Origin of the sequence: Bradyrhizobium guangdongense, from assembly GCF_006483445.1 — a bacterium.
Classification (GTDB): Bacteria; Pseudomonadota; Alphaproteobacteria; order Rhizobiales; family Xanthobacteraceae; genus Bradyrhizobium; species Bradyrhizobium guangdongense_A.
The window spans coordinates 25,049-36,974 of the sequence record NZ_PPPT01000064.1; the positions used below are offsets into that span (position 1 = coordinate 25,049).

Genomic DNA, 11,926 nt, shown 5'->3' on the forward strand with positions numbered 1-11,926 from the left:
GAAATCCGCGGTCCGCCTCCTAAATAAGGGTAAATTGCCCCTTATTGGTTTCAGGAGGCGTCTGTGGTCCTGAAAAGCTTTTCCTTCGGCCTGGTCACCGCCCTCGCGCTCGCATGGGGTGGCGGAGCTTTGGCCGACGACTATCGTCCCAGCGACTTCCTCGGAATGGATCTGTCCAAGGCGGTCTTGTCGCCGAAGCGCCTGGGCCCGCCGACCGAGTTCGCGCCGGTGGCCGTCGAGGCCAAGAGCGACATGAAGAGCGACGCGCAGGCACGTACCGTGACCGGTGACATGCCGAAGCAGGTCGCGACTGAGCGCGTTCGCGCGCCGTCGGCAAAGGTTGCTCAGACGCAGCACCGTGGTGTCGCTCGCGCAAAGCTCGCGCATCGTCACGGCAATCCGCTGGACGCGCAGGCCATGGATACGCGCATCCAGACCTGGCCGTGCAGGACCGGCGGCATCTGCAACTGGAAGCGCTGAGATCAGCGTCATCCACCCGTCGCAAAACCGTAGGCGCAGAGTCAAGAAACCGTAAGCCGGTAGTCAAACGGCGCAGGCATCTTCCGTCGCGATTCGACGAAGGTCTCCTGAATGGCAACGCTCCGCGCCTCGCGCGCATGGACCCGACGGCAGTTTTTGGTCCGCTCCACGTCCTCGCTCGCGCTCGCCGGCGTCGGCACACTCGCAAAACCCTATCTCAGCCGCGCCGCCGACCGGCCGCTCATCGCCGGCGGCATCCAGTCCGGCGACGTCTTCGACGGATCGGCGGTGGTCTGGGCCCGCGCCGACCGGCCTGCACGGATGCGAGTTGAGTATTCGACTGTTGAAAGCTTCAGAACGATTCTCGGCACGGCCTCCGCCGACGCGGTCCCCGACGCCGACTTCACCTCAAAGGTGCTGCTGCAGGGACTGCCGTCCGGCCAGGACATCTTCTACCGCGTGCACTTCGACGACCCCGCCACCGGCCTCGCCGGCGAAGGACGCATCGGACATTTCCGCACCGCGCCAGAGGCCGGGCAATCCATCTCCTTCCTGTGGTCCGGCGACACCGCCGGGCAGGGGTGGGGCATCGACACGTCGCGCGGCGGATATAGTTCCTACCGCACCATGCTGAAGAACCGTCCGGACTTCTTCATCCACTCCGGCGATCACATCTATGCCGACTGCACCATTCCCTCCGAGCAAAAACTGCCCGGCGGCGATGTCTGGCGCAATCTCGTGACCGAGGAAAAATCCAAGGTCGCGCACACGCTGGTGCAATTCCGCGGCAACTACAAATACAATCACCTCGACGAAAACTTTCGCGCCTTCCACGCCGAGGTGCCGATGTTCGCGCAATGGGACGATCACGAGGTGACCAATGACTGGTCGCCTTATGGCAGCGTCGACGAGACCGGCCATGACGAGGATGGCACCTCGAGCCTGGTCGCCCGCGCCCGCCGCGCCTTCCTCGAATTCATGCCCATCCGCGAACTGTCCGCGCGGGGCGGACGCATCTATCGCCGCATTGGCTATGGACCGCTGCTCGACGTTTTCATGATCGACATGCGCAGCTATCGCGATTCCACCTGGAACAAGGGCGTGGATCGCGACGGTTGGATCCTGGGTCGCGAACAACTGGCCTGGCTGAAGCGTGAGCTCGCTGCCTCGCGCGCGACCTGGAAGGTGATCGCGGCCGATCTGCCGATCGGCCTCATCAGCCTGGACGCGGTCGCGCTCGGCGACGGCCCGCCCGACCGGCGCGAGCACGAGATCGCGGACCTCCTGTCCTTCATCAAGCGCGCCGGCGTGCGCAACATCGTCTGGCTCACCGCCGACATGCACTACACAGCCGCGCATTATTACGATCCCAACCGCGCAGTGTTCAGCGATTTCGAGCCGTTCTGGGAGTTCGTCTCGGGTCCCCTGCATGCAGGCACCTGGGGACCAGGCGAGCTCGACAACACGTTTGGCCCCGTCGCGATGTACCAGAATGGCTGCAGCGCAGAGCAGGGCGAGAATCTCGCGCCCTGCTTCGGCCTCCAGTTCTTCGGCAAGGTCGACATCGACAGCCGCAGCGAAGTCATGACCGTCACGCTCAAGGACGTCGACAATAGAGACCTCTGGTCCGTCGATATCCTGCCGCAGCCGCAGCCGCTGGCGCGACCGGCTCTCGTCGCGCAGCATTCCTAGGGCGTGCGCAGGCCGATGCCGCCGCGCACCGGCCGGGCGACGGGCTGCGGCGCTTCCGCACGTGCATTCATCCATGCCGGCACCTGCGGCATGGTGTTTTGCCGGACGTAGAATTCGCCCTGCTTGGGTGACCCTGTATAGGCAAATCCATCGGCCTGCGCCGGGGTGGCGCCGGCAACAACGGCTGCCAGGACAGCAATTGTCAAAATCGTCTTCATGATCGTCTCCTTGTCGCGTGCAGCCGGAATGGCCGCGATGGTTGGATGCTGACAGGAGAGGGCAGACACTTGAAATGCCGTTTGGCTGTCACGGCGATGCCCGCAGGCTATCTGCGCTAACCTGATCTTGATTGGCCTTGTCCGGGGCGGGCCGCTATACTCGCAGTCCCCGCCACTCCTTTCCATCATCGAAAAAATCTGCCCAAGCGGCGTCGCCGCTTGCGTATCCGGCGGGCTGGAATTCGTCAGGAGCCACCTTATGGATCATCTGAAAACGCAGGGCATCAGCATGCCCAAGCTCGGCCTCGGCACCTTCCGTATGCAGGGCGATGCCTGCCGTGCCGCGGTCGAGAGCGCGCTCGCGCTCGGCTATCGCCATATCGACACCGCCGAGATGTACGGCAATGAGGAGCCGATCGGCGCCGCCATTGCCACCGCACGCGTGCCGCGGAGCGAGCTGCATGTCACCACAAAAGTCTGGCACGACAACCTTTCGCCGGATGCGATCCGCCGCGCCTTTGATGCCAGCCTGAAGAAGCTCCGCCTCGATCAGATCGATCTCTATCTCGTGCACTGGCCGTCGCGCGGCGCGAATTGGGGCGCTGTGTTCGAGACGTTGATGAAGCTGAAGGAGGAGAAGCGCGTCCGTGCCATCGGCGTCGCCAATTTCACGACAGCCCTGCTCAAGATCGCAGTCGAGGATATCGGCGCGCCGATCGCCTGTAACCAGATCGAATATCACGCGATGCTCGACCAATCGAAGGTGCTGACCTATCTCGCGGCCAAGTCGATCCCGCTGGTCGCCTATTGTCCGCTGGCGCAGGGCCGCGTCGCCACCGATCCGGTTCTTGCCGAGATCGGCAAGAAGCATGATGCGACGGCCGCGCAGGTGGCGCTGAAGTGGCTGCTCGACCAGCAGGGCGTCGCGGCGATCCCGAAGGCGTCGCGGCGCGAGAGCCAGCAAGCCAACCTCGATGCGTTGAAGATCACGCTGGATGATGCCGACCGCAAGACAATCGCGGCACTGCCCAAGGACAAGCGTTGCGTCAATCCAGGCTTTGCGCCGGATTGGGATTGATCGTCCTTGCGACGTGGCGATGCATGCAAAGAAATGGCCCCGCGAGGGGCCATTTCCATTCAGGACGTATTAATCCCAGTGACGGTGACCGCCGCGCTTGATCACGACGACCCTGTCGTGATGGTTGCGCCAGCCGCGATGCCAGCCATTGTCACGATGCTCGCGGAATTCGGCGCGCGCGCCGTACGGGCCGTGATGGTGATGATAGCCCTTCTTGATCACCACCGTCTCGGCGTTCGCCATCGACGGGGCAACGATCGCGAGCGCGCCGAGGGCGGCGACGACATAACCAAGTTTCTTCATGATTGTCCTCCTCCAACAGAATGCAATTGAGAACCGCGCATGCGCGCGAACGTTCCGGAGGAACTGCAGGAGAATTCTGAACAGATATTCAGTTAGGAGTTTGCATGAGATACTTGTGAGCCGTCACGTGCTGTTGCCGCAGCGGCTCTGCGCAGGCGTCGGTTGTCCAGTTCGCACGAATTTGCCGTCCTTGATCGAGTAGTCGCCGCGCTGATTGCGGTTGTAAATCGCACGCAGAGTGCCGTCCTTCAGAAGCTTCAATCCGAATTCGCGCGTCTGATGCAGCGACGGGAAGAACACCATGATGTTGAGCATGCCATCGGCATCGGTCGATGCTGCCACCACCTCGTTCTCGTCCCTGGCGTCGCCGAAGTTGCGCCGGTACATCACGCGACCATCGGGCTTGATCTCGTAGGTCAGCAACGCCCCCTTGTCATGGTCGGGCCGTAGCGAGCAGTCGATCGCCCAGGAGCCGAGCAGGCCCCATTTGATCACCGTCGCCGACAACGCCTCGGCGTTGGTGGCGGCCGTCAGTGCGGCCCAAAGAAGCGCAGCCGTCGCCAAGCGGCCCAAGCAGAAAGTCATGTTTTCCGGAAGCCCCGCCCCAAAACGAGACTTAAGTCTATCATCATCGTCCCGGCCGTCCACCTGGGCAGCCAAACGTTCCGCTATTTGATCCGCGTCAATGAGGCGGCCCGAAACCTGTCCATAGTGTTGGGTTCGGGAGGCCGATCGTGGATAGATCAATGCTGGATGAAGTCGTCGATTTCGCGGGCGAAGCGCTGCCTGGCGCAAGCGTTCCGCCTTACTCCGAGACAGTTTTCTTGGCCGAGCTCGGCGAGCGGGTGCGCTCGTCGCGCATGCGCTGCGACCTGTCGCGCCGGGAGCTTGCCCGACGGTCCGGAATCTCTGAGCGCTATATCGCGCAGATCGAGGGCGGCAAGGGTAACGTCTCGGTCGTGCTGTTGTTGCGCCTCGCCTCGGCGATCCACCGCAGTCAGCCGCAGGCCGCCTGACAACGTTCGGGGAGGCCGCGTTGGGACAGCTCGCGCTTGCGGCCAAGGTCACGCATGTGCCGTCGCTGATGCTATCGGAGGCGCCGGGCAGCCCGTTGCGCGCCGCGCGCGAACAGGCGGTCGGTTCGCTGCGCGAGCTCGGCCGGCGGGCGAAGGAGCGCGGTGTCACCACCTTCGTGGTGTTCGACACCCACTGGCTCTCCAATTTCGGCTACCACATCAACGCCAATGCGCGGCATCGCGGCTCGTTCACGAGCCACGAGGCGCCGCAGATGATCCAGGATTTGCGTTACGACCTGCCGGGTGATGCCGCGTTGGCCCATGCGATCGCGGGCAGGGCGGCGGATGCCGGCCTCAACGTCATCGCGCATCAGGTCCAAAGCCTTGGGCTGGAATACGGCACCATCGTGCCGATGCACTACATGAATGCCGACGGCTGGGCGAAGGTGGTCTCGGTCGCTTCGCCGCTCTTTACCTCGCTGGAGGAGAGCCGGATCCTGGGCGAGGCGACCCGCCGTGCGATCGAGGCCTCAGGCGAACGGGTGGCGATCCTGGCGTCCGGCTCGCTGTCGCACCGGCTGTGGCCGAACAAGAAGCTTGGCCCCGAGGCCTGGACCAGCGTGGCGAGCGAGTTCAACCGCCAGGTCGATCTGCGCGTGCTCGAGCTCTGGCAAAGCCGCCGCTACCGCGAATTCCTCGATATGCTTCCGGACTACGCCGTCAAGTGCAACGGCGAGGGCGGCATGGCCGACACCATCATGCTGTTCGCAGCGCTCGGCTGGTACGACTATCGCGGCGCCGCCGAACAGCTCTGCGACTATTTTCCGTCGTCCGGCAGCGGTCAGGTGAACGTGGAGTTTCACGTCGAGGCGTGAAACGCCTTGGGGTTCAGGCCCGCTTCTCCACATTGGCGCTTCGCGCCGGCACGCCAAACTCCTTGCGGCAAACTTCGGCGAGCACGGCGACACCGTCGCGGATCTGCTGATGCGTGGGGCTGGCAAAGCACAGACGTAGGCGCGAGCCGGAATGGCCCTTGTTGGTCGACCATTCCGGGCCCGGATTGATCGAGACGCCCGCAGCGAGCGCGGCCTGATAAAGCCTGAGCGTATCGACATTGTCGGGCAGCTTGACCCAGAGGAAGATGCCGCCTTTGGGCTCCTCGAATTCGGCCGCTGTGCCGAACTGCTCGTTCAGCGCCTCCATCAGCGTATCGAGTTTTGTGCGCAATCCCTTGGTCAGCGCCGGCACGTGGGTCGCAAAGTGCAGCTTGCAATACTCGGCGAGCACCATCTGCTCCAGCGCGCCTGAGCCGGCGTCGGTCTTCAGCGCCAGCATGCGTGACATCACATCCCAGGGCGCGACGATGAAGCCGACGCGCAGCGCCGGCGCGATCGATTTCGAGAACGAGCCGATATGGATGACGCCGCCGTTCGGGGCCATCGCGTAGATGGCCGGCGGCCGCTCGCCCGACCACACGAGGTCGGCGTAGCAATCGTCCTCGAAGATCGGCACGCCGTATTCGGCGGAGAGTTTCAGCAACTCGGCGCGGCGGCTCTCCGGCATGATCGAGCCCGTCGGGTTCTGCACCGTCGGGATGGTATAGATGTATTTTGGCTTGATGCCGCGGCTCTTCAGGTTCGCGAGCGTCGCGGCCAAAGCGTCCATCCGCATGCCGTTATCATCGAGGGGGACGCCGACGGTGTTGACGCCGAGCCGCGTCAGGCGGTTGAGCGCGCCCTGATAGGTCTCCTGCTCGACGATGACGGTGTCGCCGCGCGCGAGCAGCGTGTGGTTGACGAGGTCGAGCGCCTGGAGCGAGCCGGAAACGATCATGAGATCGTCGACCGTGCAGGCGATGCCGGCATCCCGTTTCAGCTTGGTGGTCAGGAATTCGCGCAAGGGCAGGTAGCCTTGCGGGCCGTGCGCCAGGCCGTAGGTGGCGAGGTTGCGGCCCTCGCGCCGCAGGACGCTGTCGACCGCCGTGATCAGATCGTCCACCGGCACCCGCTCGGAATCGTTATTGCCGCCGACAAAGCTGTATTTGGCGAGCCCCGTCCAGCGCGCAGAGGGAGCCGGCAGCCCCGGCGGGAACAGGGGCGCGAAATCGAAGCTGGACGACATGGATGTTTCCTCGGTTTGTTATCGTTGAGCCAACCGGCGTTGCACCGGCCGACCTGGTTACTTGCCGGCCGTCCGGGTCGGACGTCCCTGGCTGACGAAAGCGTAATGCGCATTGGCGACGCCGCCAACCATCAAGGCTTCGACCACAGGCTCGGAGATCTCGCTTGTTGCCGCCCAGTCGACGATGAAATTGGCGCCGGTTCCGCCGCGGACGTCGTCGGTCGGGATGAAGACGGAGACGGTCGCCAACGGCTTCAAGGCGACCGGAGCCTTCAGATAGCTCTCGACCATTTTGCCGGACGTGTCGAAATAGGCGATCCGCTTGACGATCAGCGGCTGCGTCTCCGAGGCGTTGTGCACGCTCAGCGTCACCGAGAAATCGACACGCAGCCGGCCCTGGCTCATCGCGACGCTGGAATAGGCCGGCACGTAGAAGCCGCCCGAAACGCTCAACGCCTCCTTCGGCATCGCCGTGAGCGAATCGGCAAAACTTTGTTCGATATTGACCTTGGATTGTGCGATGGCCGGCATTGTCCATGCGAGGCTGGCTATCATCGCGAGCACGATTTGCATGTGACGAATTGCTGGCTTGCAGCCCCGGGGTCCACCTCTAGGGTGCGACAAAACGGACTGATTGGACATGCACGAGCTCATTCGCGATATCACTCTTTGTATCCTGTTTGCCTGGATGCTGGGGCTTTTGGCCCACTTTTCCCGCCAACCGCTGATCCTGGCCTACCTTATCGCCGGCTTTTGCATAGGTCCATTCGGTGCCGGCTGGGTCAAGTCGCAGGAATCGATCACGGTCATTTCCGAGCTCGGCCTGATCTTCATGCTGTTCATGATCGGGCTCGAGATCGACCTGAAGAAGATCGTAAGGGCCGGGCGGGTGATCCTGTTCGCGGCCGGCGGGCAGCTCATCGGCGGCTGCTTGCTGGGCATCCTGTTCTTCGTCGGCATCGGCCTGTCGCTCGGCGGCGGCCGTTTCGATGCAGTCTATCTCTGTGTCGCCTGTGCGCTGTCCAGTACCGTCATCATCGTCAAGGTCCTCTATGAGAAGCGTGAGCTCGACACGCTGCCCGGCCGTATCACGCTCGGCGTCCTCGTGCTCCAGGACATCTTTGCCATCCTGTTCCTCGCGGTGCAGCCGAGCCTTGCCGACCTGCAGGTGACGGTCATCCTGCTTTCGATCGTCCGTGTTGCGGTGTTGGTCGCGGCCGCCTTCCTGGTCAGCCGCTACGTGCTGCCGCGCCTGTTCCACCAGATCGCCCGCCGCCCAGAGCTGATCCTGCTCGGCGCGCTCGCCTGGTGCTTTCTGGTCGCCGAGACCGCCGAGCGGCTGCATTTGTCGCGTGAGATGGGCGCGCTGATCGCCGGTGTCTCGCTCTCGACCTTCCCCTACGCGCTCGATGTCACCGCAAAGGTGACGACGCTGCGGGACTTCTTCATCACTCTGTTTTTCGTGACGCTCGGCATGACCATCCCGGTGCCGAACATGTCCGTGATCGGGCTTGCCCTGATGATTGCGGCCTTCACGGTGGTCAGCCGCGTGGTCACGACATTCGTGCCGCTCTATCTGATGAAGCAGGGCCTGCGCGCAAGCCTTTTGCCGGCGATCAATCTGGCGCAGATCAGCGAGTTCTCGCTGGTCGTGATCCAGACCGGCGTCACCGACAACCACATCTCGACGCAGACGGCGAATGCGGCCTCCTTCGCCTTCGTGGTGCTGGCCGTGCTCTCGACCTTCGCGATGTCGCGCAGCGACGAGATCACGCGCTGGGCGATCGGTCCGTTGAAGCGGATCGGCTTGCGCGATCTCGACGACAGCCACGCGCATGGCGAGGAGGGGCACGAAGGCGGCCATGGCGAAGCCCGCCGCATCGTCATCCTCGGCTTTTTCCGCGCGGCGAGCGCGCTGCTCGCCGAGATCGAGCGGCAGAACCCGCTGCTGCTGGAGCAGATCACGGTGATCGACTTCAATCCCGATGTGTACCAGACCTTGCTGGCGCGGGGCCTGCACGTCGTCTATGGCGACATCAGCAATGTCGACACGCTGGTCCATGCTGGCGTCGCAAAGTCCGAGATGATCATTTTGAGCGTGCCGGATTCGCTATTGAAGGGCGCCACCAACGAAAAGCTGGTCCGCCACGTCCGCACTCTGAATCCGGATGCGCTGATCGTCGCCACCGCCGACCTGCTGTCCGACGTCGGCGAGCTCTATGCGGCTGGCGCGAGCTACGTCACCGTCACCCGGCTCAGCGACGCGCACGAGCTGTTCACGGTGCTGGAGGCGGCCCAGGCGGGCCTCCTGGAGGACAAGCGGGCGGAGCTGGATTTGCGGCTCAGCGAGCGCCGGGAAGTGCTGCCGTAGGGGCGCCCCCGGCATCTTTCGCGCCGCCGGGCCGCGCCTATATGGCTGGTATGATCGGTGCAAGCCGTAAAACGAATCCCGCGGCCGGTCGCCGGCATGAGCGGTTGCGTCCAGAACACTAGCGCCGGGGCTTAAGTCCGGCTAAGCCTCCGGCCCATAACAGCCAGAGACTGGGAAATGCCCGATACCGTTCAGGAAGTTTTGCAGGCCTTTGCCAAGGGCGAGCTCGTCGTCGTGACCGACGATGAGGATCGGGAAGGCGAGGGCGATCTTATCGTTGCGGCCTCACTCTGTACCGCCGAGAAGATGGCCTTCATCATCCGCCACACCTCCGGCATCGTCTGCGCGCCGATCACCACCGAGGACGCGCGGCGGCTGCGGCTCGACCCGATGGTCGCCCATAACGATTCCGCTCACACCACGGCCTTCACGGTCTCGATCGACTACAAGCCCGATGGCGGCACCGGCATCTCGGCTGAGGAGCGTGCCTCATGCTGCCGCGCGCTCGCCAATCCCAATGTCGGCGCCAACGATTTTGCCCGTCCCGGCCACATCTTTCCCCTGATCGCCAAGGACGGCGGCGTGCTGCTGCGCTCCGGCCATACCGAGGCCGCGGTCGACCTCTGCAAGCTTTCCGGCCTGCCGCCGGTGGGCGTGATCAGCGAGTTGATGAACGACGACGGCAGCGTGATGAAGGGCGAACAGGTCGCCCGCTTCGCCGCGCAGCACAAGCTCAAGCACGTCACGATTGCGGACATGATCGCCTATCGCCAGGCGCGCGAGAAGCTGATCGAGCGGGTCTCGACCTTCGTCACCGAAAGCCCGATCGGGCCGCTGCAGGGCTATGCCTACCGCTCGCCCTTCGATTCCATCGCCCATGTCGCTTTCGTCTATAACGGGGTCGGCGACGGCAAGAAGGTGCTGACGCGCTTCCACAAGCCGAACATCGTCAAGGAGATCTTTACCGGTCCGAAGCGCATTCAGGCCGTGCTCGAGCAGTTCAAGAAGGAAGGCCGCGGCGTCCTGATCTACTTGCGCGACGGCGCCGCTGGCGTGCCGGTCGAGCCGTTGCCGAACGAGTCGTCGGCGGAGGCCGATCGCAACCGGCAGTGGCGCGAGATCGGCGTCGGCGCGCAGATCCTGCGCGATCTCGGCGTCACATCGATCCGCCATCTCACCTCGTCGACGCACGACTACAAGGGCCTGTCGGGTTTCGGCATCGAGATCGTCTCGAACGAGCAACTCGACACCTAGAACGCCACCGACACGACGTATCCCGGGATGACCGAACCCAGGACGCAATTGCACTTGGCGCCGCGGCGCTCTACCTTGTCGGCCAATTTTTCGACGGAACCAGACGAAAGGACGTTTCATGAGCGTGCGCCCTCAGGCCAAGGACAAGCCGGCTGCGGCTTCTTTCCAGTGGGACGATCCGTTCCTGCTCGATGAGCAGCTCACCGAAGACGAGCGCATGGTGCGCGACACTGCGCGCGCCTATGCCCAGGACAAGCTCCTGCCGCGCGTCACCAAGGCCTATCTCGAAGAGAAGACCGATCGCGAGATCTTCAACGAGATGGGCGAGCTCGGCCTGATCGGCATCACGCTGCCCGAAGAGTATGGCTGCGCCAATGCGAGCTATGTCGCCTATGGCCTCGTCGCGCGTGAGATCGAGCGGGTGGACTCGGGCTATCGCTCGATGAATTCGGTGCAGTCCTCGCTGGTGATGTATCCGATCTACGCCTATGGCGATGAGAACCAGCGCAAGAAGTACCTGCCGAAGCTCGCGAGCGGCGAATGGGTCGGCTGCTTCGGCCTGACCGAGCCGGATGCCGGCTCCGATCCGGCCGGGATGAAGACCCGCGCCGAGAAGGTGTCGGACGGTTATCGCCTCACCGGCAGCAAGATGTGGATCTCGAACGCGCCGATCGCCGACGTGTTCGTGGTCTGGGCCAAATCGGCCGCGCATGACAACCAGATCCGCGGCTTCGTCCTCGAGAAGGGCATGAAGGGCCTGTCGGCGCCGAAGATCGGCGGCAAGCTCTCGCTCCGTGCTTCCATCACCGGCGAAGTCGTGATGGACGGCGTCGTGGTTGGCGAAGACGCGCTGCTGCCCAACGTCTCCGGCCTCAAGGGTCCGTTCGGCTGCCTCAACCGCGCCCGCTATGGCATCTCCTGGGGCGCGCTTGGTGCTGCCGAGGACTGCATGCACCGTGCCCGCCAGTATACGCTCGACCGCAAGCAGTTCGGCAAGCCGCTGGCCGCGACCCAGCTCGTGCAGAAGAAGCTCGCCGACATGGAGACCGAGATCGCGCTGGGCCTGCAGGCCTCGTTGCGTGTCGGCCGCCTGATGGACGAGGGCAAGTTCGCGCCCGAGATGATCTCGATCGTCAAGCGCAACAATTGCGGCAAGGCCCTCGACATCGCCCGCGTCGCGCGCGACATGCATGGCGGCAACGGCATCTCGATCGAGTATCACGTGATGCGCCACGTCCATAACCTCGAGACGGTCAACACCTACGAGGGCACCCACGACGTCCACGCCCTGATCCTCGGCCGCGCCATCACCGGCATTCAGGCGTTCTTCTGAGCCGGCGCACCTCGGCGTGGGATGCGACTGAACTCTCCAATTGCGTCATGGCCGGGCTTG

The 11,926-nt window shown here is 63.9% G+C and carries 13 protein-coding genes; 8 read left to right on the forward strand and 5 right to left on the reverse strand.

All coding sequences use genetic code 11. The annotated features are described in order from the left end of the window. Nucleotides 1-63: 63 nt before the first annotated feature. Nucleotides 64-480: a hypothetical protein gene (locus tag C2U70_RS09470; protein ID WP_140977732.1), complete on the forward strand. Its 417-nt coding sequence runs from the start codon at nucleotides 64-66 to the stop codon at nucleotides 478-480. Between the two features lie 111 nt (nucleotides 481-591). Further along, nucleotides 592-2,172: an alkaline phosphatase D family protein gene (locus tag C2U70_RS09475; RefSeq protein ID WP_140977733.1), complete on the forward strand. Its 1,581-nt coding sequence runs from the start codon at nucleotides 592-594 to the stop codon at nucleotides 2,170-2,172. Here the strand turns inward: C2U70_RS09475 and C2U70_RS09480 are convergent. Further along, nucleotides 2,169-2,390 carry a hypothetical protein gene (locus C2U70_RS09480; RefSeq protein ID WP_140977734.1) on the reverse strand — a complete coding sequence of 74 codons (222 nt, stop codon included), beginning with the start codon at nucleotides 2,388-2,390 and terminating at the stop codon, nucleotides 2,169-2,171. The genes C2U70_RS09475 and C2U70_RS09480 overlap by 4 nt on opposite strands. Before the next feature lie 259 nt (nucleotides 2,391-2,649). Here C2U70_RS09480 and C2U70_RS09485 point away from each other — a divergent pair, with 259 nt between their 5' ends. After that, nucleotides 2,650-3,468 (forward strand): aldo/keto reductase, encoded by an 819-nt coding sequence (locus C2U70_RS09485; protein ID WP_140977735.1) that lies wholly within the window; start codon nucleotides 2,650-2,652, stop codon nucleotides 3,466-3,468. A gap of 69 nt (nucleotides 3,469-3,537) precedes the next feature. Here the strand turns inward: C2U70_RS09485 and C2U70_RS09490 are convergent, their stop codons facing one another. Both C2U70_RS09490 and C2U70_RS09495 read right to left on the reverse strand, forming a co-directional pair. Beyond that, nucleotides 3,538-3,771: a hypothetical protein gene (locus tag C2U70_RS09490; RefSeq protein ID WP_140977736.1), complete on the reverse strand. Its 234-nt coding sequence runs from the start codon at nucleotides 3,769-3,771 to the stop codon at nucleotides 3,538-3,540. A 123-nt stretch (nucleotides 3,772-3,894) separates the two neighbouring features. After that, nucleotides 3,895-4,431, reverse strand: a complete 537-nt coding sequence (locus tag C2U70_RS09495) for a hypothetical protein (protein ID WP_349629566.1) — start codon at nucleotides 4,429-4,431, stop codon at nucleotides 3,895-3,897. Nucleotides 4,432-4,517: 86 nt separating this feature from the next. Here C2U70_RS09495 and C2U70_RS09500 point away from each other — a divergent pair, with 86 nt between their 5' ends. Beyond that, the gene (locus C2U70_RS09500) at nucleotides 4,518-4,787 is read left to right on the forward strand and encodes a helix-turn-helix domain-containing protein (protein WP_140977737.1); all 270 of its coding nucleotides are present in this window, start codon (nucleotides 4,518-4,520) and stop codon (nucleotides 4,785-4,787) included. A 20-nt stretch (nucleotides 4,788-4,807) separates the two neighbouring features. Continuing rightward, on the forward strand, nucleotides 4,808-5,662 hold the full coding sequence (gene hpaD / locus C2U70_RS09505) for a 3,4-dihydroxyphenylacetate 2,3-dioxygenase (protein ID WP_140977738.1): 855 nt from the start codon (nucleotides 4,808-4,810) through the stop codon (nucleotides 5,660-5,662). A gap of 13 nt (nucleotides 5,663-5,675) precedes the next feature. On the opposite strand, the gene C2U70_RS09510 is transcribed toward hpaD, so the two are convergent. Together C2U70_RS09510 and C2U70_RS09515 are read right to left on the reverse strand one after the other, a co-directional pair. Further along, nucleotides 5,676-6,908, reverse strand: coding sequence for a PLP-dependent aminotransferase family protein (locus tag C2U70_RS09510; RefSeq protein ID WP_140977739.1), 1,233 nt, complete (start codon nucleotides 6,906-6,908; stop codon nucleotides 5,676-5,678). A 57-nt stretch (nucleotides 6,909-6,965) separates the two neighbouring features. Next, nucleotides 6,966-7,439 (reverse strand): DUF3124 domain-containing protein, encoded by a 474-nt coding sequence (locus C2U70_RS09515; protein WP_433960669.1) that lies wholly within the window; start codon nucleotides 7,437-7,439, stop codon nucleotides 6,966-6,968. A gap of 109 nt (nucleotides 7,440-7,548) precedes the next feature. Here C2U70_RS09515 and C2U70_RS09520 point away from each other — a divergent pair, with 109 nt between their 5' ends. The 3 genes from C2U70_RS09520 (at nucleotide 7,549) to C2U70_RS09530 (ending at nucleotide 11,866) form a co-directional block, all read left to right on the forward strand. After that, on the forward strand, nucleotides 7,549-9,279 hold the full coding sequence (locus C2U70_RS09520; protein ID WP_140977741.1) for a cation:proton antiporter: 1,731 nt from the start codon (nucleotides 7,549-7,551) through the stop codon (nucleotides 9,277-9,279). Nucleotides 9,280-9,456: 177 nt separating this feature from the next. After that, a complete protein-coding gene (gene ribB / locus C2U70_RS09525) occupies nucleotides 9,457-10,533 on the forward strand; it encodes a 3,4-dihydroxy-2-butanone-4-phosphate synthase (protein WP_140977742.1) in 1,077 nt (358 codons plus the stop codon). 118 nt (nucleotides 10,534-10,651) lie between these two features. Beyond that, nucleotides 10,652-11,866 (forward strand): acyl-CoA dehydrogenase, encoded by a 1,215-nt coding sequence (locus C2U70_RS09530; RefSeq protein WP_140977743.1) that lies wholly within the window; start codon nucleotides 10,652-10,654, stop codon nucleotides 11,864-11,866. The last annotated feature ends 60 nt before the right edge of the window (nucleotides 11,867-11,926 follow it).